General features: G+C 70.3%; 22 protein-coding genes. 17 read left to right on the top strand and 5 right to left on the bottom strand.

All coding sequences use genetic code 11. From position 1 onward, the window contains the following. Positions 1-546 precede the first annotated feature (546 nt). The 3 genes from A4R44_RS44735 to A4R44_RS44725 are packed head-to-tail and all read left to right on the top strand — an operon-like array spanning position 547 to position 2,715. Positions 547-792 (top strand): hypothetical protein, encoded by a 246-nt coding sequence (locus A4R44_RS44735; RefSeq protein ID WP_067595662.1) that lies wholly within the window; start codon positions 547-549, stop codon positions 790-792. A gap of 31 nt (positions 793-823) precedes the next feature. Next, complete coding sequence (locus A4R44_RS44730) at positions 824-2,461, top strand: cytosine permease (protein ID WP_067595669.1); 1,638 nt, start codon at positions 824-826, stop codon at positions 2,459-2,461. After that, positions 2,458-2,715: a hypothetical protein gene (locus tag A4R44_RS44725; protein WP_067595659.1), complete on the top strand. Its 258-nt coding sequence runs from the start codon at positions 2,458-2,460 to the stop codon at positions 2,713-2,715. The genes A4R44_RS44730 and A4R44_RS44725 overlap by 4 nt, the downstream gene beginning before the upstream one ends. A 123-nt stretch (positions 2,716-2,838) precedes the next feature. On the opposite strand, the gene A4R44_RS44720 is transcribed toward A4R44_RS44725, so the two are convergent. Then, positions 2,839-3,762 (bottom strand): oxidoreductase, encoded by a 924-nt coding sequence (locus A4R44_RS44720; RefSeq protein WP_067595656.1) that lies wholly within the window; start codon positions 3,760-3,762, stop codon positions 2,839-2,841. A 1,144-nt stretch (positions 3,763-4,906) separates the two neighbouring features. Between A4R44_RS44720 and A4R44_RS44715 the strand changes: the two genes are divergently transcribed. From A4R44_RS44715 to A4R44_RS44710, 3 genes are all read left to right on the top strand, one after another. Continuing rightward, positions 4,907-5,269 carry a nuclear transport factor 2 family protein gene (locus A4R44_RS44715; RefSeq protein WP_067595654.1) on the top strand — a complete coding sequence of 121 codons (363 nt, stop codon included), beginning with the start codon at positions 4,907-4,909 and terminating at the stop codon, positions 5,267-5,269. Positions 5,270-5,359: 90 nt separating this feature from the next. Then, a complete protein-coding gene (locus tag A4R44_RS49775; protein WP_198545683.1) occupies positions 5,360-5,872 on the top strand; it encodes a hypothetical protein in 513 nt (170 codons plus the stop codon). A 53-nt stretch (positions 5,873-5,925) separates the two neighbouring features. Then, positions 5,926-6,717 carry an IclR family transcriptional regulator gene (locus A4R44_RS44710; protein WP_067595668.1) on the top strand — a complete coding sequence of 264 codons (792 nt, stop codon included), beginning with the start codon at positions 5,926-5,928 and terminating at the stop codon, positions 6,715-6,717. On the opposite strand, the gene A4R44_RS44705 is transcribed toward A4R44_RS44710, so the two are convergent. Beyond that, complete coding sequence (locus A4R44_RS44705; protein ID WP_067595652.1) at positions 6,684-7,703, bottom strand: hypothetical protein; 1,020 nt, start codon at positions 7,701-7,703, stop codon at positions 6,684-6,686. The genes A4R44_RS44710 and A4R44_RS44705 overlap by 34 nt on opposite strands. After that, positions 7,703-9,064, bottom strand: coding sequence for an MFS transporter (locus A4R44_RS44700; RefSeq protein ID WP_067595649.1), 1,362 nt, complete (start codon positions 9,062-9,064; stop codon positions 7,703-7,705). Before A4R44_RS44700 ends, A4R44_RS44705 begins: the two co-directional genes overlap by 1 nt. A 160-nt stretch (positions 9,065-9,224) precedes the next feature. On the opposite strand from A4R44_RS44700, the gene A4R44_RS44695 reads away from it, so the two are divergent. The 6 genes from A4R44_RS44695 to A4R44_RS44670 all read left to right on the top strand — a co-directional run bounded on the left by A4R44_RS44695 (position 9,225) and on the right by A4R44_RS44670 (position 14,310). After that, the gene (locus tag A4R44_RS44695) at positions 9,225-10,115 is read left to right on the top strand and encodes a DUF6282 family protein (protein WP_067595647.1); all 891 of its coding nucleotides are present in this window, start codon (positions 9,225-9,227) and stop codon (positions 10,113-10,115) included. A 50-nt stretch (positions 10,116-10,165) separates the two neighbouring features. Beyond that, positions 10,166-11,032: a hypothetical protein gene (locus tag A4R44_RS44690; RefSeq protein ID WP_067595644.1), complete on the top strand. Its 867-nt coding sequence runs from the start codon at positions 10,166-10,168 to the stop codon at positions 11,030-11,032. Continuing rightward, positions 11,029-11,805, top strand: coding sequence for an HpcH/HpaI aldolase/citrate lyase family protein (locus A4R44_RS44685; RefSeq protein ID WP_067595642.1), 777 nt, complete (start codon positions 11,029-11,031; stop codon positions 11,803-11,805). The genes A4R44_RS44690 and A4R44_RS44685 overlap by 4 nt, the downstream gene beginning before the upstream one ends. Beyond that, positions 11,802-12,641 (top strand): LLM class flavin-dependent oxidoreductase, encoded by an 840-nt coding sequence (locus A4R44_RS44680; RefSeq protein WP_161269586.1) that lies wholly within the window; start codon positions 11,802-11,804, stop codon positions 12,639-12,641. Before A4R44_RS44685 ends, A4R44_RS44680 begins: the two co-directional genes overlap by 4 nt. Next, positions 12,641-13,561, top strand: a complete 921-nt coding sequence (locus A4R44_RS44675; protein WP_067595640.1) for a 3-keto-5-aminohexanoate cleavage protein — start codon at positions 12,641-12,643, stop codon at positions 13,559-13,561. The genes A4R44_RS44680 and A4R44_RS44675 overlap by 1 nt, the downstream gene beginning before the upstream one ends. Continuing rightward, entirely contained in the window at positions 13,558-14,310 is a 753-nt protein-coding gene (locus A4R44_RS44670) for an SDR family NAD(P)-dependent oxidoreductase (protein WP_067595638.1), read from the top strand. The genes A4R44_RS44675 and A4R44_RS44670 overlap by 4 nt, the downstream gene beginning before the upstream one ends. Before the next feature lie 193 nt (positions 14,311-14,503). Here A4R44_RS44670 and A4R44_RS44665 read toward each other — a convergent pair whose 3' ends face one another. After that, positions 14,504-16,618 carry a 2Fe-2S iron-sulfur cluster-binding protein gene (locus A4R44_RS44665; RefSeq protein ID WP_232792073.1) on the bottom strand — a complete coding sequence of 705 codons (2,115 nt, stop codon included), beginning with the start codon at positions 16,616-16,618 and terminating at the stop codon, positions 14,504-14,506. Between the two features lie 361 nt (positions 16,619-16,979). Here A4R44_RS44665 and A4R44_RS44660 point away from each other — a divergent pair, with 361 nt between their 5' ends. After that, entirely contained in the window at positions 16,980-17,603 is a 624-nt protein-coding gene (locus A4R44_RS44660) for a TetR/AcrR family transcriptional regulator (protein WP_067595634.1), read from the top strand. 423 nt (positions 17,604-18,026) lie between these two features. Here A4R44_RS44660 and A4R44_RS48730 read toward each other — a convergent pair whose 3' ends face one another. Further along, the gene (locus A4R44_RS48730) at positions 18,027-18,179 is read right to left on the bottom strand and encodes a hypothetical protein (RefSeq protein ID WP_157905167.1); all 153 of its coding nucleotides are present in this window, start codon (positions 18,177-18,179) and stop codon (positions 18,027-18,029) included. A gap of 561 nt (positions 18,180-18,740) precedes the next feature. Between A4R44_RS48730 and A4R44_RS44655 the strand changes: the two genes are divergently transcribed. The 4 genes from A4R44_RS44655 (at position 18,741) to A4R44_RS44635 (ending at position 25,235) form a co-directional block, all read left to right on the top strand. Continuing rightward, a complete protein-coding gene (locus A4R44_RS44655; protein WP_067595632.1) occupies positions 18,741-19,862 on the top strand; it encodes a S1 family peptidase in 1,122 nt (373 codons plus the stop codon). 355 nt (positions 19,863-20,217) lie between these two features. Continuing rightward, positions 20,218-20,658, top strand: coding sequence for a MarR family winged helix-turn-helix transcriptional regulator (locus A4R44_RS44650; protein ID WP_067595630.1), 441 nt, complete (start codon positions 20,218-20,220; stop codon positions 20,656-20,658). Continuing rightward, positions 20,655-22,652 (top strand): isochorismatase family protein, encoded by a 1,998-nt coding sequence (locus A4R44_RS44645; RefSeq protein ID WP_067595627.1) that lies wholly within the window; start codon positions 20,655-20,657, stop codon positions 22,650-22,652. The genes A4R44_RS44650 and A4R44_RS44645 overlap by 4 nt, the downstream gene beginning before the upstream one ends. Before the next feature lie 636 nt (positions 22,653-23,288). After that, on the top strand, positions 23,289-25,235 hold the full coding sequence (locus tag A4R44_RS44635; RefSeq protein ID WP_067595664.1) for a potassium transporter Kup: 1,947 nt from the start codon (positions 23,289-23,291) through the stop codon (positions 25,233-25,235). Positions 25,236-26,116 lie beyond the last annotated feature (881 nt).

Below are 26,116 nucleotides of genomic sequence, written 5' to 3'. Positions count from 1 at the left end.
AACCCCGGCAAGACCAAGAAAACGGACACCAAAGGTTAAAACTTAAGCTGAGGGACTCAGACTCCCTCAGGGACCCCCTCGCATACCTCAGCGGGAGCGGAGCGAGCCACGCGACCCGGCGGTGCCGAAGAATTGCTGTGGGCGATCGATCGCGCTCCAGGCGTGCACTACCCGGTCCTGATCCCCAACCCGTGCGGCCTGGAGCGTTGAGGCTTCGCTCCTCGCAGTGCGGTTCGGCCACGCGGCCCGAGCGGGTCCCGGACGTTGCCGGAAGCGGATGTAAACGGCCGTCCGGTCTGGTGGTTACGTGCCGAAACGTGCCGGTGATCTGAGCGGTGCCCGGCGGAAATGCGGTGTTTCTAGCGTCCTGCGTCGTGAACGCACGTCTGTATGCACACGCGGAGGTGCCCTGGGCTGACGGCGGAGTGGCGAGGCGAGAACCGATGCGCCCGCTGCTGCGCGAGGAACTGATGGACGGCCGGTTCTCGCCGCGGGAAGCGCTCGCGCGGCTGTCGGTGGAACGCCGGGACAGCGGATTTCGCGACCGTGCCGGAACTGTGCGTGCGGGTCGTTCCGGAGCCGCACGGCATCGAGCGGGCGATGGGAACCCGGATGTCCGGCAGGATCCGGAGATCCGATCCGCCGAGGTGGCGCACGGGCATCGGATGCGGCCGGTGCCACCAGATCCGGATCGTGCTGGACGAGGAGTTTCACGTCGCGCCAGCGCGGCCGCAGGGTGCGCAGGCACGTCGATGGCCGCTGGCGACGACCTCGCCCGCCGACGTCTTCTGAACCCGTCCCGTCGTTCGAGGAGCGCATGATCATGACTGTCGACGATGTCGCGGTAGGCAAGGAAAAACGGACTGGCCTCGGGGCGTCCAAGGAGACGCTGGAGGACCACACGCTGCGGTTCGCCCCTCGCACGTACCGGCGGTGGACTCCGGCGGTCGTCGGTGCTTCGGCACTGGGCGGGATCGCTTACCTGGCGGACTTTTCGATCGGCGCCGGCATCGGCCTGGCGCACGGCACCGCGAACGCGCTGCTGGCGATCGGGGTCGCCGCGGCGGTCATTTTCGTCACCGGGATCCCGCTGGCCTATTACGGCGCCCGCTACAACATCGACCTCGACCTGATCACCCGCGGGTCCGGATTCGGTTACTGCGGATCGGTGCTCACCAGCGTGATTTTCGCCAGTTTCACGTTCATCTTCTTCGCCACCGAAGGGTCCATCATGGCCCAGGGCCTGCGGTTCGCGGTGGGTCTTCCGCTGTGGCTGGGCTATCTGGTGTCCACTGTGGTCATCATCCCGCTGGTGGTCTACGGGATGAAGGCGCTGGCGAAGCTGCAGAGCTGGACCAATCCGCTCTGGCTGCTGCTGATGGTCGCGCCGCTGGTGTTCCTGATCGTCAAGGATCCCGGTTCGGTGCTGCGGTGGCTGTCGTTCGAGGGAACCGGCGGTTCCGGGGTGAACGCGGCCGCGGTGCTGCTGGGCGCGGGCGTGTGCCTGTCGCTGATGGGCCAGATCGGCGAGCAGATCGACTACCTGCGGTTCATGCCGCCGCGCACCGCGGAGAACAAGCGGGCCTGGTGGGCTTCGGTGCTTCTGGCCGGGCCGGGCTGGGTCGTGTTCGGCGCGGTCAAGCAGGCGATCGGCGTGTTCATGGCGGTCTACGTCCTGGGCGTAGCCGGCGCGGCGGCGGCGGTGGAGCCGATCGAGCAGTTCACCGGGGTGTTCAAGCAGCTGATGCCGCCGTGGCTGGTGGTGCCGCTGGCGCTGGTGCTGGTCGTGCTGAGCCAGGTGAAGATCAACGTCACCAACGCCTACTCCGGTTCGCTGGCCTGGACGAACTCCTTCACCCGGGTCGCCAGGCGATACCCGGGACGGCTGGTGTTCGTGTGCGTGAACCTGGCGTTCTCGCTGGTGCTGATGGAAGCGGACATGTTCAGCTTCCTCAACAGCGTCCTCAGCTTCTACGCCAACTGCGCGATGGCGTGGGTGGTCACCGTGGCCGCCGACATCGCGGTCAACAAATTCCTGCTGAAGCTCTCGCCGAAGCAGCCGGAGTTCCGGCGCGGCATGCTTTTCGCGGTCAATCCGGTCGGGGTGGTGTCGTTCCTGGCTTCGTCGATCCTGTCGATCGCCGTCTACTTCGGACTGTTCGGCGCGGCGTGGCGGCCGTACTCGCCGCTGGTGGCCGTCGTCGTCGCGGCGGTGCTGACGCCGCTCATGGCGATCGTGACCCGGGGACGGTTCTACTTGCGCCGCACCGACGACGGCATCGCCGCGTCGATGCTGGACGCCGAGGGCAACCCGAGCGGATCGCGCTACGACTGCGTGGTGTGCGGCGAATCCTACGAGCGGCCGGACATGGCCGCGAGCGCCGCAGGCGGCACGATCTGCTCCCTGTGCCTGAGCACCGACCGCGACGGCGTCCACGTCCTGCCCGCGCAGAACCGATGAAGGGAACGGAACCCGTATTCGACACCGCTCTGGTCACCAGCCGGGGCGGGATCGCCCGCTGTTCCTTCGCCGCAGTCTTCGAAGCGGAGGAGATGGAGGCGCTGCTCAACGCGCCGCGGGCTTCGCGGAGAAAAGCTCGCGGCACGACGGTGATCGGGATCATCCGTCGCGAGGTCCTCGACCACAGCGACCTTGCCCAACTCAGGCGTTGCAACCACTGCCAGCGCCCGTGCGAGAACGGGCGGGTCTTCTGACGTGCATCCGGCGCGGTGGTCGTTCGCGCGCGGACTGGATGGCAGCTGCGTTGTTCTGGCTCCCCGGTCCCTCCGGCCGGGAAGCCTTCTCCGAACCCGGAGGGAAGGCACCGTGCGGCGGTGTCAGCCCGGTCCCTCGCTCGCGGCGGCCAGCAACGGCGCCACTACATCGCTGATCGGCGTCGGGACGCGGTGCGCCCTGCCGCGCCGGGAGACGACGCCGTTGCGGACGTCCCATTCGAGCGGCCGGTCCGCTTCCCGGTCGGCGAGGATGGAGGTGCCCAGGTCGGCCGGGTAGCCGTGGAAGCTTTCGAGGATCTCTCGCGGTACTTCGTCGCTCAGCACGGCGCCTTCGGCGCGGGCCACCGCGAGACATTCCCGCAGATATGCCAGCGACAGCCGGGAGATGTCGGCGCGGCCGAACATTCCGGCCCGGCGTCCGCTGAGGACCATCAGCCCCGCGACCGCGTTCTGCAGCAGTTTGCGCCACGCCACGGAAAGGAAGTCCGCGGCCAGTTCGATGGAGCACCGAGTGCCGCTCAGCGCTTCGCGAACGGTGCGGGACGCCGGTGCGTCCGGCAGGGTCAGGCGGGCCTCGCCGCGCAGCCGCACCGTGCCGTCGGGCTGGGCCTCGGCAGGGAACCACACGACAGCGGGCAGGACGGGACAACCAGGCACGAAGGGCGCCACGGCCGCTTCCTGTTCGACGCCGTTCTGCAGAACGCAGACGACCGTGTCGGGGCGGCACAGCGCCGCCAGCCAGGGGGCCGAGGCGCGGACTTGAGTCGATTTGACCGCCAGGAAGACAAGATCGACGGTGCCGGCGGCCTGGGCCGGGTCGGTGTGCACCGGGCCCGGCACGAGAACGCGGCCACGGTCGTCCCGCAGTTCGAGGGACGCCCGTGGCGTGCGGCCGCAGAGCTTCGGCGTGCGGCCCGCCTGATGCAGCGCGGCCGCGACGGTGGTGCCGATCGCGCCCGGGCCTACGATCGCGACTGCGGGGTGTCCGGAGGTATCCGTCGCTTCTGGACGGCCGGTCTGGGCCATGGCGGCCAGGCTACCCCGTCCGCGCGAACCCGGGATGCCGCGCGGGCCAAGGAAGAAGGAAACCGGGTGCTGTCGGAGACCGCGGATTTCCTGTTTCACCGGCGATGGACCGGCGGCCGACGGTCCTGCGGCTCCGCGCTGATGCGCGGGCCTGGCAGGACACGAGCGGCCGAACTCGTCAGGGCCCAGCACGTTCTTCACTGCTTCGGTCCGGCGCTACGCCGGGTTCGACGAGATCCTCATGCCGGACTGCCGCTGCCCAAAGCAACAAGGTCCGCCGGTTTCGGGAGGTGTCACTGGAACAGGCACAGCGCTCCGCCACGGCCGGATTTCGCATCGCGCCGTATGTTCTCGGTAACGGTCAGTCTGTGCTGCCGTGAGCAGCGGTCCGGAACGCGACGCGGGCTCGGTTCGTCGCGCGTGCGATGCCCGGCGCGGCGGTCGACCGCGGCGACGCCTAGGGCGGCTCGCACCCGTCCGACCAGTCGAGGGATCGGGGCGGCCACGGAGACCGCCGCCGATGGTCATTCCTCGTCGGAGTACGCGGCACCCCTTCGGCGTACTTCCTGGAGGACCGCGGCGAGCCTGCCGGGCTGGTGAGCAGGTCACGGCCCGAGAACGCCAGGATCGTCCTGCCGGCGCCGGTGGCGTGCGGGGGAAGGCAGCCGCCGAGGCGGGTCATGGTGGGGACGGCTTTCGTGCCGGAGATTTTTTCGGTGCGCAGTGCTTCGGTGCCGTCCAGGGCGGTCAGCTCGATGTTTCCTGGGTGGCCTGGAAAAGGTCGTGCAGGCAGGGGAGTCGCATTGGCGCGAGGCCAGGGCAGCGGCCGTCGTCGAGCCGTTCCAGCCCGCCCCAGGCCCGGAGTTCGGCAATCAGGCGGCGGGCGGTCCGCTGCGCGTGGCCACCTCGGCGAGCGAGAGCGCCGGATGGGCGACGTCGAAGCAGGCTGGGAATTCTGCCGCTGCGCGGCAACCGGCGCTGGCCCCGTGCCGCGTTCAGGACCGCCGGGACGGAACAACCGGGCTCGACGGAGGAAGATCATGGAAGACCGGCTCGCGCTGCGGGAACCGACCGAGAACTGGGCGCTGTGGCGGGACGCCGGCGACTGGGTCTGGCACCCGGTCGAGGGCTGGATGACCGCGACGTGGTTCCAGGGCCCGGCGAAAGCAAGGCCGGCTTCGAGCGCGGGGCCGGCATTCTGCACTTCCTCGGCGGGCGCGCCGCCGACGTCCGCGGCGAGCGAGCCGTCGCCCAGACGAAGATGACGATCGACCAGCGGGCCATTGTGGACGGTGTCGAGGTCGACGTGGTCTGCACCGGGCGGTTCTACGACTTCTGCGCCCGGCGCGAAGGGGACTGGAAGATCGCGCGCCGTCAGCCGATCTGCGAGCAGGACCGGCTCGACCCCGAGCTGCTCGGCCGCTTCCCGGCTGGTTACCGTCACCTCGGCTGCCTGGAGGGTGCCGGGTGGCTGGCCGGTTCGGCCACCGCCGGCGGGCTACGCTGAAGGGGTTCCGTCGGCGACGTCCTGGCTGGCCGGACGACCCCGCCACGCAGTAGCGCGTCGGCCGCCTGGCTGCTGCGCCACCGGCGGTTCGTGCGCACCCCGCACCGTGCCCGGCTCGGTTTCCTTCTCGGACACGTCGGCCGCGAGACCGGAGCCCGGGGCTATGCAGTGCTGGAGGTCATCGGGCATCCGGACCGGGACATCTACGTCGCGCAGTGGTACCGCAGCCTCGTCGCCGAGCCGTGGGTGCGGGTGGACAGCGGCGCTTCAGGGTTATGTGCGCAAGCATCCGGGCGCGTGGCGCGAGTTCAAGACGGTTCTCGAAAACGCTCCCGGCACGGCGAGCAGCGGCCATCGGCGCCGAGCCGCCGATGGCCGAGCTGCGCTTGGACGGTGCGGGATCGCGAAAGCGGCGCGGGGATCGCGGGCTCGGCCGCCGCGCAATGTCCGGCCCCGGCGCGGCTGGGAAGTCGTGGCCTCGAACGCGCCTCGGCTCCGCGCCCGCCGGGGTATCCGCTCGGCTTCCCAGAGCCTGGCCGCGAGGCCGCGGAAGCGGTGGGCATTCTCCCTCGGCTGCGGAAACCCGGGGTTCCGGTAGCCTGACGAGTGCTGTTCACGAAGTGAACAGCCAGACCACCTTTACCGGCGGAGGCTTCGTGACCAAACCGACGCGGTCCCGCGAGACCCGCGCCGACCAGGCGGACATCCAGGCGGTGAGCCGGGTCAGCCAGATCCTGTCGCTGTTCGACCCGGCCACGCCCGAGGTCACCGCGGTCGAGGTCGCCGAACGGCTCGGGCTCAACCGCACCACGGCTTACCGCTACTGCACTTCCCTGGTCGCGGCGGGGCTTCTGGAGCGCAGTGCCGAGGGCGGCTACGCGCCCGGCGGCCTGCTGTTGCAGCTCGGAGCGTTCGCGATCGGCCACCGGCGCGTGGTGAACCTCGCGCCCCGGCACATGCAGGCGCTCTCGCGGGCGACACAGACCAGCGCGGTGCTGAGCCTCTGGGGGCTGACCGGGCCGGTGGTGTCGCGGGTCGAGGAAACGGTGTCCACGATCGTTGTCGTGTCCGTGCGGGTCGGCAGCCACTTGCCGCTCGACACCGCGCAGAGCAAGGTGTTCCTCGCCTATCACGCGGACCAGTTGTCGATGGAACGGCTGATCGGCACCCTGTCGGGCACAGCGCGCGACGAACTGCGCGCCGAGGTCGACCGGGTTCGCGAGGCAGGCTATTGCTCGGCGATGAGCACGCCGGGCATCGTCGCGGTGTCCGCGCCGGTTTTCGACGAGTACGGGATTTGCGCGACCCTGGCCATCGTCGGTCCCGACAACACGCTGTCGATGTCGGACGACGCGCCCGAACTGCGCGTCGTCGTCGACACCGCCCGAGAACTGACGCACGAGCTGGGCGGCCACTACCGGCCGGACGACCGCCAGCGCGCGGTATAAGGAAGCCAGGCAGGCGAGGGCGGCGGCACGAGATCGGCGTACTCGCGGGCCCCGGCGACCGCGCTGCCGACGAACTCGCCGAAGTCCTTTCCCGCGAGGCCTTCGCCGACGCCAGCGACCAGTTCGCGCAGCACCGCGGGCCCGCCGATCCACAGTGCGGTGACGACCTCGACCGCTTGCGCTCCCGACGCCAGGAACCGCAGCACGTCGGCGGCGGTCCGGGCGCCGTTGGTGCCGATCAGCGGCGCGGCCAAAGCCTGATAGGCCTTGCTGACCCAATACAAGCTCATCGGCAGGCAGCCGGGCGATCCCCACGCTCCCCACGAGCCGAGTGCCGGGCCGCCGTCCGCGGCGGGCAGAAAGCCGGGGTACCGGCCGACCAGCCCGACGGCGTCCGCCCCGGAGGAGCGCGCCGCGCGGGCCAGCGCGACGACGTCTGAGGCCTGTCCGGGCAGCTTCACGAACAGCGGCACGCCGACAGCGGCGCGGACCGTCCGCACCGCGTCGCGCACAGACTCCACGTCGGTCAGCTGACGCACTGCGCGGGCCTCGCGTCCGTGCGGGGCGCCGATGTTGAGTTCCACCGCGGGCACTGCGGCCGTCATCGCCCGTCCGATCCGGGCGGCCTCGGCCGGATCGCCGAGGGTGATGCTGCCGAGCACCGGACATCCGCGAGGCGCGCCGTGGGCGACGGCGGCGGCCAGGGTTTCGAGCCAGCCGGCCAGCTCGACCTGCGCGAGCCCGGAACGGTTCAGCAGCCCGTCCCGTCGCTCGGGCGGGCCCGCGCGGACGTCCCCGTCCGGGGAGACGAACGCGTAGTCCGCGATGTCCAGCTGCCGCCGTGCGGCGGCGCTTTCGTTCACCGACTTCGCCACGACCGCTCCGGCGCCCGCGTCGATGCAGGCGATCAGCCCGTCGAGCGTCATGGTGAGTTCGGAGGAGCCGACCCACACGGGGTTGGCCGCGGCGAGTCCTCCGACCTCCATCAGGACAGTGCCGGGATCGTGCGGTCGTCGGCCATGTCGACGTCCTTGGTTTCCGGGCCGAGGAATCCGCCGAGGCTGATCAGCGCGCCGGCCACGACCAGCAGCACCGCCGGGGCCAGGTGCGCGGGCAGGACGCCGTCGAACTGCTGGAGGTAGAACTGGTAGAACGCGGGCGCGATGAGGGCGAGGCTGTAGCCGACGCCGTACCCGGTCGACCGGATGCTCGCGGGGAACCGCTCGGTCAGGTACGCCGCGATCGGCCCGAACGTGCCGACGGTGAACACCCCGATGACGACGCCGAAGCCGAGCGCGGCGCCGAAACCGCCGTGCGAGGTCATCAGCAGGGTGTAGGCCCCGGAGCCGAGCACGACCACCGCCAAGCCGTAGCCGATGTAGAACGGCCGCCGTCCGATGCGCTGCGACAGCAGGCCGAACAACGGATAGGAGAGCGCGGCGGAGGCGTTGATCACGAGCATGGTGAGCGTGACCTCCTTGCTGGACAGCATGAGATGCGCTTTCAGCTGCGCCGGCGTCACGGCGGCTTCCATGTTCGTCGCCAGCCAGGTGCCGGTCATCAGCACGAACACCTGGCCCAGCGCGCGCGGGTACTTGACCAGCAGCCGCACGAGTGGCAGCTTGTGCGTCTCTCCGGTCAGCTGGACCGGCGGTTCGTGCACCTGCTTGAGGTAGTAGCGGAACAGCACGACCGCCAGCAGCCCGCCCACCACGAACGGCACCCGCCAGCCCCATTGCACGTAAGCGCTGTGCAGCCCGGTCGCGGGCAGCAGCTCCAGCATCAGCAGGGTGAGCGCGGCGATCACCGCGTAGGCCGCGGGGGAGGTCGAGGTGATCACCGAGGCGTAGAGGCCGCGTTTGTGCTTCGGGCTCCACTCCATCGCCAGCGGCACCGCCGTGGTGTACTCGCCGCCGAGGAAGATCCCGTCGACGAACCGCAGCCCGATGAGCAGGCCGACCGACCACATCCCGATCTGCTCGTGTCCGGGCATGCAGGCGGTGAGCAGCGTGGTGACGCCGAACCCGCCGACCGCGACCAGCGTCGTCCGCTTGCGCCCGACAGTGTCGGCGAAGTGGCCGAAGATCACCGCTCCGAGCGGGCGGCCGATCAGCGTCGAGGCGAACACCAGCGACGCCAGCAGTGCCGTCGTGCTCGCGCTCAGATTCGCCGCCTGGAAGTACGCCGTCGCCGGAGCCAGCACGACGATCGGCAGGTAGATGTCGAACTGGTCGACGAAGTAGGCGAGCGTCCCGCCGCGGACGGCGGCGCGCACCTTGGCGCGGTCGGGACCGTGCGGAGCGCCGGCGGGGACGGCGGTTTCCGCGGAGCTGGGCGGTGTGGACATCGGCGTCCTCCGGGCGGCTCGATCATTTCGAACTTGAAGTTCACCAAGTGAACCCGAAAGCACTCTAAGTCGACGAGGTGCGGAGCACAAGCGTGGTCGCGGGCTTGACATCCGGTCTTATAGTGAACTTTGACTTCATAATGCGAACGAAAGGTGCCTCATGAGCCCGCGTCCCGCTGTCGCCGCCGTCCTCGACGGACTGGTCGACCTGCACGTCCACTCCGGCCCCAGCCCGTTCCCCCGGCGGTTCGACCACGTCGAGGCCGCCGCGGACGGCGCCCGGATCGGGATGCGCGCGATGGTCGCCAAGTCCCACCACCACAACACGCAGATGGATGTCCTGGCGATGAAGGGCAGGCTCGAAGGCGTCCGGGCCCAGGTCTTCGGCGGGATCGCGCTCAACAGCACGGTCGGCGGGCTCAACGTGCACGCCGTGCGGATGTGCCTGCGCATGGGCGGCAAGGTCGTGTGGTTCCCGACCATTTCGTCCGGCCGCCACATCGACTGCCACCCCGAGGACGGCGCCTTCCCGACCACCACGGTGCCGCTGACCCTGGAGCGGATCGACATCGTCGACGGCGACGGCCGGCTCAAGCCTGCCGCACTGGAGATCCTCGACGAGATCAAGGACCAGCAGGCGGTGCTCAACGGCGGCCACATGTACCCCGAGTACATCCGCACGCTGTTCCAGGAAGCGCACGAACGCGGTCTCAAGCGCATGGTGGTGAGCCACCCCGACTTCGTCATCGGAGCCGACCCCGAACTCTGCCGGGAGCTGATCGGGCTCGGCGCGTTCATCGAGCACGAGGTCGGCATGTACGACCCCGAAGGCACCCAGAAATGGGACCCGAAGCAGCTGCTGACCTGGATCGAGACGCTCGGCCCCGAGCACGTGGTGCTGGCCTCGGACTTCGGGCAGAAGTCGAACCCGAAGCCGGTCGACGCGTGGCTGCGGGTGAGCGAGGCGCTGCTCGACCTCGGCCTGCCGGAGAAAGACCTGCGTCGCGTGGTGCGCGACAACCCGGCGTACCTGCTGAACCTCGACGCCTGATCGGCGATNATCGGCGATCCCGAAGCCTCTCCAGCCGGAAGGACGATTCCGTGTACGACAAGGACGATCCACGCTCGGCCCTCGCGACCGCGGGCCGGCCGGACGCCGGCGCCGACATCGCCGCCGCCCAGTATCTCGACCTGACCGCGACGCCGATCGTGCGGGCGCAGAACGTCGTGCTCATCCACACCGACGCCCGCGAGGGCGACGACCTCGACACCGGTGCGCTCGAAGGCGAACTGGCCGTCGTCGTGACCGATGCCTCGCCCGCGTTCACGGTGTTCACCGACGCCGGAGCGACCACAGTGGACACTCCGGGCCTGGTCGTCGTTCCGCCCGGCGCGTCCCGGATCAGCGTGCACGGCGACGGCCCGCTGGTCCGCCTGGTCGAAGCGACCGAGCCCGCCTGGCGCGACCGGGCGGCCAATGCGGACGCGTACGCGAAGGACCACGAACGCGTCGCACTCCTGCGGCGGTGGCCGGAACCGGCGGACGGGCCGCGCGTCCGGGTGTACCCGTTGTCGGAGGTGCCGGACGACCCGAAACGGTTCGGCCGGATCTTCCGCACCCGCTCGTTCATGGTGAACTTCCTGCCGCGGCAGGACGGTCCGCGCGACCCGCATCGGCTCTCGCCCCATCACCACGACGACTTCGAACAGCTTTCCCTTGCCGTGCAAGGGGAGTACGTGCACCACATCCGCACGCCCTGGCTGCCCGACCGCACCGGCTGGCGGGAGGACGAGCACGTGCGGATCGGCAGTCCGTCGGTGACGATCATCCCGCCGCCGACCGTGCACACCTCCGAGGCCGCCGACCCGGGCGCGAACCAGCTGATCGACATTTTCAGCCCGCCGCGGCAGGACTTCTCGGAGAAACCGGGCTGGGTCCTGAACGCCGACGACTACCCGATGCCGTGAACGCCGCGCGACGCGGGGGAGGCGGCCTGTTCGACCGCCCGGCCACCCCGGTGGGCACGTGGCTGAAGATCGCCTCCGGCGAGCCGGTCGAGATCATGGCGTTCGCCGGGTTCGATTTCGTCGTGGTCGACCTGGAGCACGCGCCGCTCGACCTGCAGACCGCGTACCGGCTGATCAACACGGCCGCCGCGCTGGGGATGACGCCGCTGGTGCGGGTGCCGGACAAGACGCCCTCGACGATCCAGAAGATCCTCGACGCGGGCGCGATGGGCATTCTCGTGCCGCACGTGGACACCGTCGAAGAAGCGGCCGCGGTCGGCCGTGCGTGCCGGTTCCCGCCGGACGGCGTCCGCGGCGCCGGCGGCACCAGCCGGGCCGGGGCGTGGGGACTGCGCCCGGCCCCGGAGTACCTCGCGGCCGGAAACGACGACGTGCTCTGCATCCCGCAGCTGGAAAGCGTGGAAGCGATCAAGGCGGCGCCCGGGATGCTCGCACTGGACACAGTGGACGCGGTGTTCGTCGGCGCGGCGGATCTCTCGATGTCGATGGGTTCCACGCCGTCCTCGCCGGAGGTGCTGGAACTGGTCGCGTCGGCGATCGAGGCCGCGCACGCCGCGGGGAAGCGGTGCGGCCTGGCCTTCGGCGGGGTCCCGGAACGGGCCGCGGCGGCTGTGCGGGACGGCTGCGACTTCGTCATGCTGAGCAACGACACGACGATGCTGGCCGAAGCCGCGCGCGGGCTCGTCGCCGGATTCCGGGAGGCGTGCGGGTGAGCCTCGTCCTGCCGCGCACCGCCCTGTCGATCTCCGAACCGGACAGCCTGGACCACGACGGGGTCGTGCGGTTCGTCCGCGCTCTTGAGGAATACGGCCACCGCATGGTCTGGCTCCCCGAGGTCGCCGGGCGCGAGGCGTTCACCACCGCGGCGCTGGTGCTGGCGCGGACGGACCGGCTGATCGTCGGGAACGGGGTCGCGCGGGCGCTGGAGCGCGTGCCGAAATCGGCGGGGTCCGCGGCGCGCGACCTCGCGGCCGGGTACCCCGGGCGCTACGTGCTCGGTCTCGGCGTCAGCGGCGCGGTCCGCGAGCGCGGGGTCGGGCCGTTGCCGTTCCTGCGCGCTTACCTCGACGGGATCGACCAGATCGCGGCCGACGTGCCGCGGGTCCTCGGCGCCTACTCGGAAGGGATCACGAAACTGGCGGCGAACCGGGCGGACGGGCTGATCACCTTCCTCGTCCCGCCGGAGCACACCCGGTGGGCACGGGAAACGGCCGGCCCGGACCTGTTCCTCTCGGTCGTCCAGTGGGCGGTCGCGGGGCGCGACCGGGCCGCGGCGCGGGACGTCGCCCGGGAACGGCTCGCGTACTACCTGAAACTGCCGCACCAGATCGCGAAACTGACCAGGCTGGGTTTCACCAGCGCCGATCTCGCCCCGCCCGGATCCGACCGGCTGGTCGACGCGCTCGTCGCCTGCGGAACCCCGGAGCAGATCCGGGAGTCCGCGCGGGCCCAGTACGACGCGGGCGCCACCCAGGTCGCGCTCACCCTCGTCGGCCCGCTCGACGACGCGAAACTCGCCGCTTACCGCGCGCTCGCAGAGGAGAATTGATGCACACGGCCGAAAAAGTCATCATCACCACGGCGATCACCGGCTCGGTGAACATCCCGTCCCAGAGTCCGTATCTGCCCTTGTCCGCCGACGAAGTGGCCGACGCGGCGGTCGAAGCCGTCGAGGCCGGGTCCGCCATCGTGCACCTGCACGCGCGCGAACCCGACGGGCGGCCCACCGCGGACCCGGAGGTGTTCGAGAAGATCGTCGGGCGCATCGCCGGGCAGACCGACGCCGTCGTCAACATCACCACCGGCGGCGCGTCGTCGATGACGATGGACGAGCGGCTGGCCGCCGCGCGCCGGTTGAAGCCCGAACTGGCGTCGATGAACATGGGGACGATGAACTTCGTCTACTCGGGGATCGCGGACAAGGTGGCCGAGTGGCGCCACGAGTGGGAAGAACCGTACGTGCGCAACACGTATTCGCATCCGTTCGTGAACACCTTCGACCGGATCGAGGACACGCTGCGCACCCTCGGCGAGGCTGGCACCCGCTTCGAGTACGAGTGCTACGACATCGGGCACCTGTACTCGTTGGCGTACTTCGCCGATCTCGGGCTGGCGAAGCCGCCGTTGCTGATCCAAGGCGTGTTCGGAGTGCTCGGAGGCATCGGCGCGGACCACGCGAACCTGGAGCACATGGTGCGCATCGCCGACAAGCTCTTCGGCGACGACTACTGTTTCTCGGCGTTCGCGGCCGGACGGGACCAGATGGCGTTCGGCACGCACAGCGCGTGGCTCGGCGGCCATGTGCGGGTCGGGCTGGAGGACAGCCTGTGGATCGGCAAGGGGACACTGGCGCGGAGCAACGCCGAGCAGGTCCGCAAGATCCGGGCGGTCGTGGAGGATCTCGGCAAGCCGATCGCGAGCCCGGCTGACGCCCGTGGGCTGCTGGGGCTTCGAGGAGGCACGGCATGAGCCTGCTGACGGGGAAAGCGGTGCTGGTCGTCGGGGCCAGTTCGGGGATCGGCGCGGACGCCGCGCGCGTCTTCGCCGCCGACGGCGCCTCGGTGATGCTGGTGGCGCGCACGGCGGAACCCCTTGCGGCACTGGCGAAAGACCTCGCGGCCGACGGCCACGACGTCGGCTGGACGACCGGCGACGTCTCGTCCGCGGACAGCGTGGCCGGATTCGTCGCCGCGACGGTCGCGCGGTTCGGCAGGCTGGACGGTGCCTTCAACAACGCCGCGGCGGGCCAGGCGGGCAGGCTGGACGAAGTGTCCGAAGAGGACTTCGACCGCGTCATGGCGGTGAATGTCAAGGGAACGTGGCTGTGCCTGCGCGAGGAGGTCCGGGCGATGGAACCGCGAGCGGCGGGTTCGATCGTCAACGTGAGCAGCATCGGCGGGGTGCGCGGCAGTTCGGGCATGGGCGCGTACCAGGCGACGAAGCACGCGGTGATCGGGTTGACCCGCACTGCCGCGCACGATTTCGGCCCGCTCGGCATCCGGGTCAACGTGATCGCTCCCGGCCCGACGGAAACCCCGATGCTGGACGAACTCCGCCGGACGATGCCCGCCGGGGTGGCGGCGAGAATCGCGGCCACCCCGCTCCGCAAGGCCGGGACGGGCGCCGAGGTCGGCTCGGCGGCGGCGTTCCTGCTGAGCGACCGGGCGAGCCACCTCAGCGGCGTGGTGCTCCCGGTGGACGGCGGCTTCACCGCGTGACGGGCGGAGCCGGTCTTTCCCGGCCCGGCGGTGGGTCGACGGGGAGCTGAGGTACCGCACCAGTTCCCCGTCGATTCCCGAACCGTGCCTGGCGCCGCCCGGCCGATCGCGCTCGCTTGCGTGGGTCTCGTCCGTGCCGAGACCCGACGAGCAAGGCGGACACCATGCTCACCGGCCAGCGGATCGCCCGCGGTCACGGCTCGGCGATGTCCAGGGTGACCTTGGACATCGGGCAGCTCACGCAGGTCAGGATGTAGCCGTCGGCTTTCTGTCGCGGCGTCAGGCAGTTCGGCCCGTTCATCGCGACCTCGCCGCCGCAGAGCTTGACCATGCAGTCGCCGCAGTTGCCGACCGTGCACGAGTACGGCATCGGCAGCCCCGCCGCGAGACCGGCGTCGAGGAGCGTCTGGCCGGGCTCGACCACCACGGAGCCGACCTGCTGCGTATCGTCCTTGACGACCATCTCCTGCGGCGCGGCGGCCGCGACCGTCGTGTCCGCCCCGCTGGTGTAGCGCTCCTGGTGCACACGGTCGTCCGGGACACCGAGCTCGGTCAGGACGCCCTGGACGGTGTCCATCAGCGCCTCGGGCCCGCACACGTAATACCGAGCGTCCTCCGACTGGCCCAGCTCGGCGAACCAGCTTCGCACGCCAGCGGCATCGAGTCGCCCGCGCTCCTGTGTCAGAACATGCGTAACCGACAGCCGATCGGGGTTCTTCTTCTCCAGCCGGAGGAGTTCGTCGGCGAAGAGGACTTCCTGCTCGCTCCGGTTGCTGTAGAGCAGCGCGATCCGCCCGGCCGCCGGTGCCGCGAGCAGGGTGCGGATGATGCTCATCATCGGCGTCACGCCACTGCCCGCGGCGACCATGACGACCTCGTGCGCCGCCGCGGGATCGGCGTGGAACGCCCCGGACGGACCGCGCACCGACAGCCGGTCTCCGGCGCGCAGGTTCCGGTGGACGTGGGTCGAGAACAGGCCGCCCTCGACCTGCTTGACCGTGATGTCCAGCCGCGCTGCCCCGGGCGCCGACGACGCTGAGTAGGCGCGCCGCACCGGTCGGCCGTCGATGGAGGTGACCAGCGTGAAGAATTGCCCGGGCCGGAAGTCGAAGGAACCCGGGCGCTCGGCGTCTTCCAGCACGAGGGTGACCGCGCTGGGAGTCTCCCGGCGCACCTCGGCGATCCGCACCTCCCGCAACGGGTTCGTTGCCGCGGGCTCGGCGGCGGGACGCTGCGGCGAGCCGACCTCGACGTCCTCGTAGCCCTCCTTCCGCAGCCCGGACCGGTAGGCGCGGTTCATCACCAGCCGCAGCAGCCCGCTGATCCCAGGGATCCCCGCGACGACCTTGAGCACGCGAGCGAGCAGGCCGTTTTCGGCCTTGGCCAGATTCGCGGCGAGGTGATCCCCCACCAGCACCATCAGGTCCGGCACCGTGCCGCGCTCAAGGTGCGCGGCCGGGGTCCACACCCGCGAGCGCGCTACGGCGTCGCTGGCGGTCACCTCGGCGTGCTCGACGTCGATGAGCAGCGCCGCGTGCGGGGGCGTCCCGCGCAGCGCCATCGTCTCCAGCAGCGCGGGATCGTCGGTGATCGAGCCCCGGCCGCTGACGTGCAGCACGCCGGACCGTCCCGGGACGAGCGCGGCGAACGAGAGCTGATCGTCCTGGAGAAGGTTGTGGAGGCTGTCGGCGCGCTTGTTGCCCTTGCGGTCCGGGATGACGAGCGTCCGGCCGTTGAGAATCCGCGCAACGGTCTCCCGGTCCCCGCGCGGACTGGTGTCGCTCCCGCCCGACTTGTCCCAAGTGGACAGAGCGAGGAACGGTGCCGCGGCGAGGAACTCGGCGACGCCAGGTCCGCGCAGCGGGCCCTCGCCCTCGACCTCGGGTGCCGGCGAAGCGGGAGCAGGAGGCTGCCACAGGCGGGAGCGGATGACGGCCTGCGCGCAGTGCACGTACGCCTCTTCGACGTCGACGAACGTCTCGGCGCCCTTGCGCTTGGCCACGGAACCGTTGACGCGCAACGTTTCCCCGACGCCCGGCAGGAGGAAAACGAACGACACCGGGCCGTGCGCCTCGCCATCGGGCAGGATGAACGAGATCCGCGTCGGCGAATGGATGCGCATGAAGCCCGGGGCACCGCCGATGAACGTCGTGCGGCTGACACCGCCGGCGTCGCGGTAGCCGAAACCCGCGAGCGGGCAGTGCGCCAGGACCGTCTTGCAGCCCTCGTCGAGAGCGCTGATCTGCTTCAGCATGATCATCGACGGCGACTGCCCCAGGACCGCCTCGATCTCGTCGGCCGTCGTCATGCGGCGGAGTGTGCTCAACTGCATGGAAAATCCCTCCTCGGCCAGGCACCGCGCGGCGAACCGCCTCCAGGACAAGGGATCCGGGACGCTGGTCTGGGGCGTCGTCGTGGCTGAACCAGCGGACTCGGACGCCGGGCGGCACCAGCGCGTCGCGGACGTCGGCCGCGCTCGGCGCCTCCAGGCAGACCTCCGCGGTCACGGCCGCCGAGGGCGACGTGCGCGTGGCCCAGCGACTCGCGCAGGCGCGCCTTCGGGGTCACGAGACGCCACCCGGGTTCTTGTTTTCGCAGCTCATAGCACTATTATGAGTATTAGCTCAGTTATTGGCTACTCGCTTTTGCCGCCGTCGAGGAGGACCAGGATGCCGTCAGCGGACCGCCGCTTAGAGCCACGTCGCAAGCCCCGCCAGGTGCGCGCCGAACTCACGCGCGAGCGCATCCTCACCGCGGCTGCTCACGTTTTCGCCGAGCACGGCTACGCCGCCGGCACCACCAACCGCATCGCCGAGCGCGCCCGCATCTCCATCGGCTCGCTCTACCAGTATTTCCCGAACAAGGACGCCATCCTCGCCGAACTCCTGATCCAGCACATCGACCGCGGCGCCTGGACCGGCGCCGACGAGTTCGACCTCTCGCCCGGGACACTGGAGGCGACGGTCCGGGCGCTCATCCGCGACGCGATCGACAACCACAGCGACGATCCCCAGCTTCTCCGGGTGATGATCGAGGAGGCACCGGTCTCCCAGGAACTGCTCGACACGATCGACCGGCACGCGAAACTGCGCACGGCCCAGGTCCGCGACGTCCTCACCCGGCACCCCGACGTCCGCGTGGGCGCCCCCGACGTCGCCGCGGAGATCATCCTGTTCACCGTGGAGATGAACACGCACAAGTTCATGGCCGCCCCGCCGCGGAACATCCCGGTCGAGACGTTCGAGAACGAACTGGTCGCCATGGTGACCCGCTACCTGCGCGGGGATCGGTAGGGGCGCACCTCCGCCGCCAGCGTCTCCTCGTCGTCCCGGGCGAACTCCCGGAGTCCGGACGCCGCGCACCTGCGCACGATGACACTCCATTTTCGTGCCGGTGAGGCACCGGCCGAACACCGCGACGGGCACCGATGCGGGCGCTGGAGTTCATGGCCGCACGCAGCCTCGACCGGTACCTGACCATCGAGGACCTTCCGGTGCCAGACGACCGGCACGGCTGTCCGGGCTCGCCGCCAGGGCCGGGCACCCGTCGGCACCGAGGGCTTTCGAGCGCCCGGTGCCGCGTCGGCTGGCCGCGTGCCGGGCCCGGGTCCGTCCGGCCGGGACGCCTTTTCGCGCCGGTGTCAGCCGGGTCCCTCGCTCGCGGCCGCCGGGGACGGCTCCACCGCGTCGCTGATCGCCGTGTCGGCGGAGTCCGTCTCATTCGGCTCGTGCCGGGGTGAACCGCAGGAGGTTTCCCGGCGGATCGCGTGCTTCCACCGCGGCCGCCGCGAGTTCGTGGAGGCGACCCGCCGCGGCGAGCTTCCGGATGTCGTCGGCGGACGGCAGCACGAGTTCGACGCCGACGAGCAAGGCGTGATGGTCGGTCGCCCGGCCGCGAGGAACGTGGTTCCGAGCCGGAACCGAGCAATGCGCAGGAGAACGGCTCGGTCGCCTTGAGCTGGACGTGCCCCATCGCGGTCCCGGCCGGGAACCCGTCGAACGGGCTGCCCGGCGACCACGGGGCACCCGTCGTGTCCGCGCCATTCGGAGCGGCGCGGGCCAGATGACGTCGACGCAGCAGGAGGGCGCGACGACGTGGCCGGTCAGCCGGTACTGGTCGTTCCGGCTCCGGAAATGCCGGACGAGCCGGCGCCTGCGGCGCGAAGCGGCCCGGGCTCGCCGAGGCGGGCGCCGTCCGCCGCAACCCCGGCGGCTTCGTCGGCTCGTCCGGCGGCGGCGCTGGCTCCGTACCCTCATCTGAGCGGCGGCGGCGCGGCAGATGCCCGGAAGTCCGCTCTTGGGTGGACGAACGGAGCAGTCGCGGCGACAGGTTTCGGACAAAATGCGGATCGCTGCTGGACCGGATTCGACTCGTCTCCGCACACTCGGCCGACAGTGGGTTTCTTTCCCCCCGGCCTTGGAGGAGTTCCGATGCGTCGAAGAATCGCCCTCAGCCTCACCGGTGCCGCCGTTCTCGCGGCGAGCCTCGCCGCCGTCGTCGCCCCCGCCGCCCAGGCTTCGCCCGGACTGATCGCGGCCATGCAACGGGATCTGGGCCTCAGCGCCCACCAAGCGAAGACCCGGCTCGGACAAGAACTGACCGCGTCGAAGCAGCTGCCCGCCGCCCGGCAGGCCGCCGGCGCGGCGTTCGGCGGCGCCTGGTTCGACCCGGAGCTGGGCAAGCTGGTCGTCGGCGTGACCGACCCCGCCGTGGCCGACGCGGTTCACCGCACCGGAGCGGAAACCGTTCCGGCGCACGTCACCGCCGCGGCGCTCGACGCGGCGAAGACGGCCGTCGACAACGCCGCGAAGGCGAAGCGCGCCCCAGCCGAGGTCAGCGGCTGGCACGCGGATCCGCGCACCGGCAGTGTGGTCGTCACCCTCCAGCCCGGCGCGCACGGCGCGGACGTCGACGCCTTCCTCGCGCAAGCCCGCGAAGCAGGCCCGGTGACCCTCGCGACCGGCCCCCGGCCGCAGACGCTCTCGGCAGGAACCGTCGGCGGGGACCCCTACTACATCAACGGAAACACGCGCTGCTCCATCGGTTTCTCGGTGCAGGGCGGCTTCGTCAGCGCCGGGCACTGCGGTGGCGCCGGCAGTTCCGTCGTCGGCTGGGACAACTCGGCGATGGGCACGTTCGCCGGATCCTCCTTCCCCGGCAACGACTACTCCTACATCACCATCGGCAACGGCTGGTGGACCGCCCCCGTCGTGCTCGGCTGGGGCACGGTCAGCGACGTGATCGTCCGCGGCTCGGCGGTCGCGCCCGCCGGCTCGTCGATCTGCCGCTCCGGCTCGACCTCGCACTGGCACTGCGGGACCGTGCTGGGCCTGAACGAGACCATCAACTACGCCCAAGGCGCGGTCTACGAAGCGACGCACACCAACGCGTGCGCGGAACCCGGAGATTCCGGCGGCTCCTTCATCACCGGCGACCAAGCCCAGGGAGTCACCTCGGGCGGCTTCGGCAACTGCAGCTCCGGCGGCGAGACCTGGTTCCAGCCGGTCAACGAAATCCTGCAGACCTACCACCTGTCCCTCGTCACCGGCTGACCTCGCCGGTTCGTCCTGAGCAGGGTGCCGGCCTCGCCTCCGGCCGGCACCCTGATCCGGGCAGCGGTACCCAGTTTCGTCCCCCGGCCATCCGGTCGCGGCAGGCAAGCGCGCCTTCCCCGAACCGGGCAACTCAGGCGCCCGGGGACCTCTGAGGCACCGAGCCGATGACACCGGCCGAACCCCCCTCAACCGCATTCTCCGCCGAAGTCCGGCTGTCGAGCGCGGAGCTGTCTCGAAAGCGGTGAGGACCGGTTTCCAGCGCATGGGCGAGTTTGCGCACCGGCGGGAGCAGCCGGACAGTTCTTCAGCTAAAACTGGACAGTTTTAGCTGAAGAGTTCTACGCTGGGGGTCATGGCCGAAGATCTTTCCGCGACCGCGGTCGAAGGTGCGCGCAGGCTGCGCGTGATGGTGGGCAGGCTGCGGCGGCGCATCAAGTCCGTGTCGGGCGGCACCGGGGTGACGCCGTCGCAGATGGCGGTGCTGAGCAGGCTGATGCTGGCCGGCGAGGCGACGATGTCCGATCTCGCCGCGGCCGAGGGCGTCCGCCCGCAGTCGATGGCCGCCTGGCTCGCCGCGCTGGACGAGGGGGGCTGGCTCAAGCGCCGCCCGGATCCCGGCGACGGGCGCCGCCAGCTGATCTCCATCAGCGACGAGGGATTGCGGCGCGTCGACGACGACCGCCAGGTGCGCACCGAGTGGCTCGCGAACGCGCTGCAGGACCGTTACGACGACGAGGAGCGGCAGACGATCGTCCGGGCGCTGACGCTGCTGGAACGCTTGGTGGCGGAATGACCGCCGCCGCAGCCGCGGCGCCCGCGCGGTCCCGGTTCGACCGCAGGCTGATCGTGCCGATGATCCTCGGGGTCGTCCTCAATCCGGTCAACTCGTCGATGATCGCGATCGCGCTCGTGCCCATCGGCGCCGCGTTCGGCGCGCCGCCCGCGCAGACCGCGTGGCTGGTGTCGGGGTTGTACCTCGCGACCTCGGTCGGGCAGCCGGTGATGGGCAAGCTCGTCGACACCTACGGCGTCAAACCGCTCTACCTGGCCGGTGCGGCGCTCACCGGCGCCGCGGGCGTGCTCGGCACGTTCGCGCCGTCGCTGGGCGTGCTCGTCGCCGCCCGCGTGCTGCTCGGATTCGGGACGTGCGCGGGGTATCCGGCCGCGATGTCGCTCATCCGGCGCGAGGGCGAGCGCACCGGCGTGGACAAGCCGGCCGGCATCCTGACCGCGCTTTCCGTTGCGGGACAGACGATCGCGGTGCTGGGCCCGACGGCGGGCGGGCTGCTGATCGGGCTGGGCGGCTGGCGCGCGGTGTTCTCGGTGAACATGCCGCTGTCGCTCGCGTGCCTGGTGCTCGGCACGCTGCTGCTGCCGAAGGCCGAGCGGTCGCGGACGAAGGCGGCGCGGTTCGACGTGCCCGGCATGGTGTTGTTCGCCGGGATGCTGACGGCGTTGCTGCTGTTCCTGATGAACCCGCATGTCAAGGACCTGTGGGTGCTCGGAATCGCGCTCGTGGCGGGGGCGCTGTTCGCGTGGCGGGAGCTGCGTGTCGCCGAGCCGTTCATCGACCTGCGGCTGCTGGGCGGGAACGTGCCGGTGCTGCGCACCTTCCTGCGGACGTTCCTGGCCTACGTCGTGTCGTACGCGTTCCTCTACGGCTACACGCAGTGGCTGGAGGAGGGGCGCGGGCTGTCGGCGTCGGCGGCCGGTTTGGTGCTGCTGCCGACGTTCGGGTTCGCCATCGTCGTCACGACGCTGACGGGGCGGCGGCCCGAGGTATGGCGCAAGCTCGTGGTGAGCGGCGTGTTCCTGACAGTCTGTTGTGGACTGTTGCTGTTCCTCGACGGGAGCAGCCCGATCTGGCTGCTCGTCGTGGTGGGCATCGTTTCCGGGGTGCCGCAGGGGCTCACGAACCTGGCGAACCAGAACGCGCTGTACTTCCAGGCCGATCCCGCCCGCACCGGCGCGTACGCCGGGTTGCTGCGCACGTTCGTCTATCTGGGCGCGATCGTCGCGTCTTCGGCGAACGGCGCGTTCCTCACCCACGGTGCGGACACGCCGGGGCTGCGGAAACTGGCTGTGTTCATGATCGTCGTCGCCGCGCTCTTCCTGCTGGCGACGCTGCTCGACCGGCAACTGCGCCGGCTCGACGCCCGAATCGGCGAAGAACAACACGAAAGGAAAGACATTTCCATGGCACTGACTACCCTCGACGAGCGGACCGCGCTGGTTGTGATCGACCTGCAGCAGGGCATCGTGTCCGCGCCGACCGTGCCGCACTCCGGGCCCGAAGTGCTGGAGCGCTCCGTGCGGCTGGCCGAGGCCTTCCGGGCGCGCTCGCTGCCCGTGGTGCTGGTGCGGGCGACGATGGCGCCCGACCAGTCGGACTGGGCACCGGGCCGCACGGACACCCCGAGCAGGGGTGCTGCTTCCCGTCCGGAAGGCTGGGACCGGATCGTCGACGAGCTGGGTCCGCGCGAGGGCGACATCGTCGTGACGAAGCGGAACTGGGGCGCGTTCTTCGGGACGGACCTTGACCTGCAACTGCGCCGCCGCAACGTGACGCAGATCGTGCTGACGGGCGTCGCGACGAGCGCCGGCGTCGAGTCGACGGCCCGCTCCGCGCACGAACACGGCTACCACGTGACGCTCGCGACGGACGCGATGTCCGACCTCGACGCCGACACGCACCACCACAGCATCACCAAGATTTTCCCCCGGCTGGGTGAAACCGCCACAACGGAGGAAATCCTGACAGAGCTGGAGAAAACAGCCGGGGCGTGACCGCCGCGGCTGCGCGGACTGTTTGTTCGGCTTCATAGGATCCCAGCTACGGGCTCATGCCCGGCGAACCCCGGCCACGATCCCTCGCGGATCGTGGCCGGGGTTCGCCGGTTTGCTCGCCACAGCGGCTTCTTCACCCAGGACAACCCCGTCGCTGGCACCGCGCGCCGGATGCGCCCGCCGGTGATCCGCGAAGTTCGAGAACCGGAAGCGACGGGATCGTCGCCGGTCGCCAAGCCGTCGCCGCGAGGTCGGGCGAGCTTGGCGGCGGAGGTCGTCGCGGGCGACGAGGAGCGCGATGTCCGGGCGCATCGCGCGCAGTACGCGAGCGGGTCCGGCGCAGAGTTCGACCAGTCGTTCCGCGGCGTCCGGGCAGTTCGCGATCCTTCGGGTCGCGGGCGGCAGGCGTGCTCCTTTCTCCGGGTATCGGAGTAAGAGCGGTTCGGGACCTCCTGTGGCGCGAAGAGTGCCGATGTATGCCCATTCTGGCGAAATACCGTTATCGCCGGGATTGCAGGTATTCGCCCGGACTTCGGCACCGCGACGCTCCGGGTCCGCACTCCCGGCGATGTCTGCCGGTAGGGTCCGTCCGGACGTGCAGAGCCGATCGAGCGCATGCGGCGGGAGAAGACACGGGTGAAGCAGAAAACAACCGCGCCGGAGAACCTCGCCAGGTCCTCGCGGCCGGTCCGCGACACTGTGCGGCTGGGTCTGGTCGTCGGTGCGCTGGGGGTGGTTTTCGGGGACATCGGCACCAGCCCGATTTATACGCTGCAGACGGTTTTCAACCCGGCGGACCCGCATCCGGTGCCGGTGAGCTCCGGCAACGTGTTCGGCGTGGTATCGCTTATTTTCTGGTCCGTGACCGTTGTCGTGACCGTGACCTATGTGCTGCTGGCGATGCGCGCGGACAACGACGGCGAGGGCGGGATCATGGCGCTGATCACCCTGCTGCGGAGATGGAGCGGCCGGCGGGGCAGGCGGGCCGCGGCGCTGCTCGCCGGGCTCGGCATCTTCGGCGCGGCGCTGTTCTTCGGCGACAGCATGATCACTCCGGCGATGTCGGTGCTGTCCGCGGTGGAGGGGATCAAAGTCGTCGACGAGGGGTTCGACAGCTGGGTCGTGCCGATCACCGCGGTGATCACGGTGACGCTGTTCCTTTTCCAGCGGCGCGGCACGTCGGCAGTCGGCCGCGTGTTCGGACCGGTGATGATCCTGTGGTTCACCGTGCTCGGCGTGTGCGGCGTGACCGGAATCCTGCGGCACCCGGACATTCTCAAGGCGCTTTCGCCGACGTATGCGCTGGGCTTTCTGGCCGGCCATTTCGACATCGCGTTCTTCGCGCTGGCCGCGGTCGTGCTGGCGATCACCGGAGCCGAGGCCCTGTATGCGGACATGGGGCATTTCGGGCGCCGGGCGATCACGCGCGGCTGGCTGGCGCTGGTGTTCCCGGCGTGCATGCTGAGCTATTTCGGCCAGGGCGCGCTGATCCTGGAGAACCCGGCCAATCTCAGCAGCCCGTTCTTCCTGCTCGTGCCTTCGTGGGCGCGCCTTCTCCTGGTCCTGCTGGCGACCGCCGCGACGGTGATCGCCTCCCAGGCCGTGATCACCGGCGCCTATTCGGTCGCCTCCCAGGCCGCGCAGCTCGGCTATCTGCCGCGACTGCGGATCGCGCACACCTCGGAGACCGAACGAGGGCAGATCTACGTGCCGTGGGTCAACTGGCTGCTGATGGTGTCGGTGCTGACCCTGATCTTCGCCTTCCGCAGCTCGGCGGCCCTCGCCTTCGCGTTCGGCATGGCGGTGACCGGCACGATCACCATCACCACGCTGCTGTTCTTCTACCTCGCGCGGGCCAAGTGGGGCACTCCGCGCTGGCTCATCGCGCTCGGCGCGATCCCGCTGCTGGTCGTCGACCTGCTGTTCGTCGGGGCCAATCTGACCAAACTCGTGCACGGCGCGTGGCTGCCGCTGCTGATCGGGCTGACCGTGTTCACCGTGATGACGACGTGGCGGCGGGGCCGCGAGATCGTCACCGCCGAACGCGCCCGCCGCGAGGGCGCGCTGCGGGAGTTCGTCGAGCGGCTTCGCGACGGCTCCGCGGCTTCGCAGCGGGTGCCCGGGACAGCCGTGTTCCTCCATCGCGGCGACGAGACGACCCCGATCGCGATGCGGGCCAACGCCGAGCACAACCACGTGCGGCACGAGCACGTCGTCATCCTGTCCCTCGAAACCGAGCCGGTGCCCCGGGTGCCCGCGGACGACCGGCTCGCGGTGGACGACCTCGGCTACGCCGACGACGGAATCACCCACGTGACAGCCCGGTACGGGTACATGGAGACCCCGGACGTCCCCGGCATGCTGGCGCGGCTCGATCCGGAAGCGACCGAAGGGCAGCTGCAGCTGGAGGAAGCGTCGTACTTCCTGTCCAAGATCGAGCTGCAGCGGGGCCCGGAGCCGACCATGGCGGACTGGCGCAAGCGGTTGTTCATCGCCACGTCCTACGTCGCCGCGGACGCCGCGGAGTACTTCAACCTACCCAGGGACCGCACGGTGATCATGGGTTCCCGCATCGACGTCTAGCCGGGGAACGGGGGTGCCGCGGACTGGCCCGCGTTGTTGACGACGTCAAGCGCAGGCAGAACAAGGAAACGTGACGAGCGACCGGGCACGCCTGGATGGAGACTGACGAGCGCGAACGAATAGCGGAACCGCCGTCCCTCGCGCGGTTCGCGGTGCAGCGCACCATCCCGGCGCGCGACAACGGAGGGGCAGGCGATGAGCGAACGCGCATCTGGATCCGCGGCGAACGAGCCGGGCCCGGCCCGTTCACCGCGGACCTCGTCAACCAGCCCTGGCAATGGAAACGGGACCTCGGCACCCTCGTCGGCTACGGCCGACAGACCCCCGACGCGAAGGATTCCAGCACCAGGCCCGCGGCACCGGCGACCAGCTCCGCTTCACCGGCTACGACATCACCGCGCCCCCGCCGGCACCACCGCGGTGCTGATCGACCACCACGTCCGCACCGGCGAATTCGTCATCCAGCTCGGCCCGGACCACTGCGGAAAGGCACCGACGCCACCCGGACTACGCCTTCCACCTCACCAACCCGCGCTGCGTCCACCTCTGCGTGTTCTCCCCGAACAAAGCCGCCATCACTGCCTACGAACACGCTCGGCCAACCCGCCGACGAAACCCTGTTGGACGCGATCCCCGAAGACTTCACCGGTCCCTCCGCGGTCCGGCATCTCGTCGATCCCGGGGCCTCCGGCGAGTAGCGACTTCCGATGAACGACATCAGGGACATCAGCCTTTCAGCGGTAAACGTTGCCTGGAGCCAATATTGGCACCAGCTCCCGAACTGGCGGCCGCGGAACCCGGCCGCGGTGCGGTGTCCGGGTCTGTCAAACGAACGGTGTAACTCGGGTTGAAGGGGAACTACTTGTGTCCGGCGGCCAGGC

Source organism: Amycolatopsis sp. M39 (genome assembly GCF_001651785.1).
In the GTDB taxonomy this organism is placed as follows: Bacteria; Actinomycetota; Actinomycetes; order Mycobacteriales; family Pseudonocardiaceae; genus Amycolatopsis; species Amycolatopsis rubida.
Note: the sequence above shows the minus strand (reverse complement) of the source record. Positions and strands in the feature narration are given on the sequence as shown.